The organism is Fulvivirga sp. (assembly GCF_040220315.1).
Classification (GTDB): Bacteria; Bacteroidota; Bacteroidia; order Cytophagales; family Cyclobacteriaceae; genus Fulvivirga.
The window spans coordinates 1-4,830 of record NZ_JAVJUY010000280.1 but is presented as its reverse complement, the minus strand read 5'-3'; the positions used below and the strand labels follow the sequence as shown (position 1 = coordinate 4,830).

At 37.7% G+C, this 4,830-nt stretch carries 6 protein-coding genes; all 6 read left to right on the top strand.

The features are described 5' to 3' along the window. Window positions 1–496: DUF7151 family protein (locus RLO81_RS14115; protein ID WP_350112836.1), on the top strand; the 496-nt coding region annotated here is incomplete at its 5' end. A 148-nt stretch (window positions 497–644) separates the two neighbouring features. Then, window positions 645–1,049 (top strand): hypothetical protein, encoded by a 405-nt coding sequence (locus tag RLO81_RS14110; RefSeq protein ID WP_350112833.1) that lies wholly within the window; start codon window positions 645–647, stop codon window positions 1,047–1,049. 375 nt (window positions 1,050–1,424) lie between these two features. Next, on the top strand, window positions 1,425–1,805 hold the full coding sequence (locus tag RLO81_RS14105; RefSeq protein ID WP_350112831.1) for a hypothetical protein: 381 nt from the start codon (window positions 1,425–1,427) through the stop codon (window positions 1,803–1,805). A 1,584-nt stretch (window positions 1,806–3,389) separates the two neighbouring features. Continuing rightward, window positions 3,390–3,623, top strand: coding sequence for a hypothetical protein (locus tag RLO81_RS14100; protein WP_350112828.1), 234 nt, complete (start codon window positions 3,390–3,392; stop codon window positions 3,621–3,623). Then, complete coding sequence (locus RLO81_RS14095; RefSeq protein ID WP_350112825.1) at window positions 3,620–3,910, top strand: type II toxin-antitoxin system RelE/ParE family toxin; 291 nt, start codon at window positions 3,620–3,622, stop codon at window positions 3,908–3,910. Before RLO81_RS14100 ends, RLO81_RS14095 begins: the two co-directional genes overlap by 4 nt. Window positions 3,911–4,158: 248 nt before the next feature. Next, a complete protein-coding gene (locus RLO81_RS14090; protein ID WP_350112822.1) occupies window positions 4,159–4,788 on the top strand; it encodes a metal-dependent hydrolase in 630 nt (209 codons plus the stop codon). The last annotated feature ends 42 nt before the right edge of the window (window positions 4,789–4,830 follow it).

The following is a 4,830-nucleotide window of genomic DNA, read 5'->3' as shown; positions in this document are numbered from 1 at the left end:
CAAAATTGACTCAGGCGTAGATGACGATGGAGATGGAACACTCGATATTGAAGAAATATCAATTACCAGATATATCTGCAATGGAGTTGATGGAGGTTTTGATGAACAGATAAGGCTGACCATTTATGAGTCTCCTACATTTTCGATCAGTACAACTTCTTCAACTATGGGTACTACTCTTGGACAAGGTCTAATAAAGTTCGACATAACCTCCTGGGTTGGAGTTGACTCAGTATTATTCATGCCAAATTTCAATACTTCAAACGGTTCAGTAACTGCTTTCGCTGAGTTATATGATGGAACAAATGATAGCGTAATTGTTGGAACTTCAATATCCACTAATAACACAAGTTTTATGCTCTATGAATCTGCCAATATTTATTCACAATTACCTAAAGAGGAAATAACATTATTTATGCAGCTACGAATTGCAAGTTCTTCTGCCAACGCACAAACAACTGGTCAATCTTACTTATTCCTTTACAGAGATAATTAAATCTGAAAAATTCCTAACAAACAATAAAATGAATACATTACCTTCTTCGTAGAAATTGAAGCAATGAACCAAGGTTTGTCACCTCAGGCAAAGTGTGAGCGCACTCATTTTATATAGACGTTGTAGAGCCTTTCACGCAACTTAAGACATGGACGAAGTCAAAATCAACAAGTACTATAAAATACTTTCAATAGTTACTCTTGTAGCTAGTTTAGTCTTATTATTTCTACCTGACGAACAGGGAATCCCCCAAAAACTTGGAACTGCTTTTGGAGTAAACCTTTCATTTCACTTAGTCTTTCAATTTTTAAGCAGAGTTCCTTATGGGTTTAGTCAACTAATGGAAAAAGAGAATTTAAGTATTGCCAATTTAGCCAATAAACTTTTAAAGGGATTTTCAACCGCAACAATGTTACTTGCAGTCATTGGAACATTAGGACTTCTATATGCAATAATTTCAGAACAGTATTATGAACGCATGATAATGATAACTCTCTTTGCAGGAGTTTTTCTGGGAGGATATGCATCCAAACTAAAATTGAATAACAAATAAAAACACTCCTCGCTGTTCGACATGTTCCGCAAAGCATGTCGCCCTTCAGATAAAAAGGGATTTCCAAATCCCTACTTTCTTAGAATAATCATATAATTGCTATTCAATAGGGTGAGGCAGTTATCTTTTAGAAACCTTATAACCCACCCGCCTTATCGCGCAAGTGTTTTCCACTTGTGCGATAATAGGATCTCCCCTAAGCATTGCTTGCAACCACTCTTTCTCTTATTACATTATCTGGATGCTTCCATATCCTTCTTTCTATCCACCTGTTTGATGGAAATGCTTTAGATTTATCATAGATATAAGTGGTTATGTTGCATAAAGTGTGACACAACCGGATGTTGGGCTTCATTTGAAACAGATATAAGACTTGTGACTTCAGAAACAAAAGACATCCATACATTAATGAAAGAATTTGACGAAGTACCTTCTTCTGACAATTTAGCTTTTGTTAATTTCTATGAACGAAATAGCCATTCTGTGGAAAGCATTAACATTAATGAAGGCAAAGAAAATTATAATGCAAAGTTAAGACTTATCTCAGAATACGGAATTAGTCTAGCAGGAAGTGGCCAGTATACTCAGGCAGTAAAAGTATTAACTGAAGCTATTAAAATGTTTGAAAATTCATCCAATCAAAATGAGTCTAACCTCAAAAACACAAGTTATTTTGAACATTTATTATGGAATTACGCCATTAGCTTATACGAAACAAAGGATTTGAAAACTTCGATCAAACAATTTGAAAGATAAGTTACGTACAAACCAAAAAATGATAAATACAAAAACTGGCTAAAAGCTCTTAAAGCGCAAAAAATATCAAAACTATATAAGCCCCTATGGATTCTAATTTTTTTATGGATAATTGGAGGCTTTACCTTCTTTGAGAATTTTAGCTCTGAATTACAATTTAGATTATCACTAATTGGTGGATTATTTCTGCTAATTGCCGGAGGGTTTGAGTTATATATATACTTAATAAAAAAGAGTAAATAACGAAAGCCCAACTTTCGAGATAGTGAATGGCCTTAAGCATTTCATAGCCACTTCTTTTGGAACCTCACCGCCAAAACCTCTCTGGGAAAGATTTATTTTTATTTGCTTTTGTACCAGTCAGGCTCCTTCATTTGCTAAACTCAGTAGGAATTTACCCGTTGCATCTCACCGAAGATTTTGCTAGTTTAGATTTTCATAGCCTGGGGAGGGCCACTCGCTCTATCCAGGCGTTACATGCCACATGACTGCATATCGAGTTAACCAATGGAGATTATTAAGGAACTTCTTTTACTGGCAACTTTTCTGTTAACAGGGTTCCTGTCAATAATATATTTCTGGGCGCTTTGGGATAAGATTCAACGACCAATCTTTAAGAACATGAACAACCAAGAAGCATTCTGGCTTGGACTGCTTGCCGTAATTTTTGTAGCTCTTGATTACTTAATAGCACGAAGATGGATTTCCAAATTTAGGAGTAACTCATGAACAAGAAAGCCTTCTTCATATCTCTAGCAATAACCGCTTTAATAGGATATTTTATTCTAACACCTCCGAGCTTCTTTAACTTCCTTCCTTTTGCTATTCACGAGAACCTTCTTCGGAACACCGCAATTTATGAACATCATTTTATCATTGCATTTGATTTAACGTTTTTAGCAATTTTCTTGTTTACGCTGAACAGCTTTTTGAAGCGTATAATGAAATAAGCGGCATGTAACAATGCGATATAACCCTCGCTGTTTGACATGTTATGTAGGCCAAGTCGAACTATAGATAATGAAGTATTTCCAAATCCCTACTTTCTTAGAATAATCATATAATTGCTATTCAATAGGGTGAGGCAGTTATCTTTTAGAAACCTTATAACCCACCCTCTGTTCACCAGTCTGGAGTATCATCGTGCACCTCAAAATATCACAACATTATATCCAAAAATAGTATTATTCTAACATGAAGAGCCTGATGGTCCAGCCGGGTGCCTCCGGTCTGCTTCCGCAGTGCTTCCGCAGTGCTTCCGCAGTGTCTCCGCAGTTCCTTTACACCCCCCACTGGTCAGGCATTTAATTGTACTTACATAGAATGGTGGAGCTAGCCAAACCAGGACCCTCTGCGGGACAGTTTTCAGAAAGTCTGATATTAGTTTTGTTCTATTTTATCAACCTGATTCCTGGTGCTGAATAGGGTCGACCGGATGCAGTTTCCGTGGAAATGTTTAATTTGGTAATGAATACGCACAACGTATCCGTTTTTATTCGCTTATATAACAGTAATACCGTTATTTTGATTGTTAGCACGTATGGGGGAACTAACCTTCGATAGAATTCTTCGTATCTTTGAACTATGAGTACGGTTGAACTTAAATCTAATCTTCATCAACTGATTGAGGGCATTCAGAACACAAAACTGCTGGAATCTCTTCACGATCTCCTTTCTGAAAGGAAGAATGCAAAAGCAGGATCTCTTTGGAACAGCCTAACTGAGAGTCAAAAGAAAGAAGTAATGGATGCCTATGAAGAATCTGAGCGTCCTGAAAACCTAACTTTACACTCAGAGATTCTTAGAAAATATAAATGAGAATTTACTGGACGAAGAAGTCGGAAAGTCGATTCCATGAAATCTACACTTTTATTCTAACTGAATTTGGAGAAAAATCATCCAATAAGTTCAAAGACAAAGTATTCGACTTCTTAGCACTCCTTGAAAAATTTCCTGAACTTGGTACTTTGGAAGTACCCAACAGGAAAATTCATGGGTTTCAAGTTTCAAAGCAAACCAGAATATTCTACCGGATTAACAAAGATTTTATCAGCATATTGACCTTCTTCGATACTCGACAAGAACCAAAGAAAAAGCCTAAATAACACGCTCTAACAAGCACAGTGATACATATGCTTACTCAGTATCAAACAACTATCTCAGAACTGCCCGCTCGCCTTCCCTTCTGTAGCTTTCAGGCTGTAGAACAATAGAGGAGTAACTCACCATACATGAACAATAGGGTAAATTATCTATACCTCTGAACGGACATGGAATCTCAAAAGAATTTGAAATTCATGTGAGCGAAGTACCCCTTAAAAATGAATTGCAGGAAAAAAGATAGATTTACAGCATGTTTATAGGACATTATGCATTGGCTTTGTCAGCAAAAAAGATTGACAAGCTCCCCTCCCTGGCCATCATGTTTGTGGCTGTTCAGTTTTTGGATTTATTGTGGCCCATTTTTATTTTGCTGGGACTTGAGACATTCGAAATTGAAGTCGGAAATACAGCACTGACACCACTCAACTTTGTTTCTTATCCGTGGTCCCACAGCCTGCTTGCCGCCCTGGTATGGGGAATGCTATTTTCGGCAGTTTATTTTTTATTGACCAAAAACAAGAAAGGGTCAATCCTACTGGGAATCCTGGTTTTTAGCCATTGGGTGTTGGATCTCCTGACACACAGACCAGACTTGCCGCTTTCACCATTTGGTACTACCAAAGTTGGACTGAGCTTATGGAATTTGCCTGTTGTGGCAATCATCCTTGAAGTTGGTTTGTTCCTTACGGGTGTTTTCCTGTATTTCAAGACGGTTCGCCCAAAGCGGAAAATAGCCTATTGGACACTCATCTTGTTTTTTCTGGTCATATACGCAATGAATCTTTTGGGGCCGGCCCCTCCCTCGGTTCAGGCAGTTGCATGGTCAGCGAATGCCATGTGGATATTTGTGGTATGGGCCTGGTGGATTGAAAAGGAGTAGCTGTAACCAGTATACCCAATATGTGCCCGTCACATCGAAATG

Bases quoted from the DNA above. Each gene is read 5' to 3' on its own strand.
- RLO81_RS14110 (WP_350112833.1), top strand. From the start codon at position 645: ATGGACGAAGTCAAAATCAACAAGTACTATAAAATACTTTCAATAGTT.
- RLO81_RS14100 (WP_350112828.1), top strand. From the start codon at position 3,390: ATGAGTACGGTTGAACTTAAATCTAATCTTCATCAACTGATTGAGGGC.
- RLO81_RS14095 (WP_350112825.1), top strand. From the start codon at position 3,620: ATGAGAATTTACTGGACGAAGAAGTCGGAAAGTCGATTCCATGAAATC.
- RLO81_RS14090 (WP_350112822.1), top strand. From the start codon at position 4,159: ATGTTTATAGGACATTATGCATTGGCTTTGTCAGCAAAAAAGATTGAC.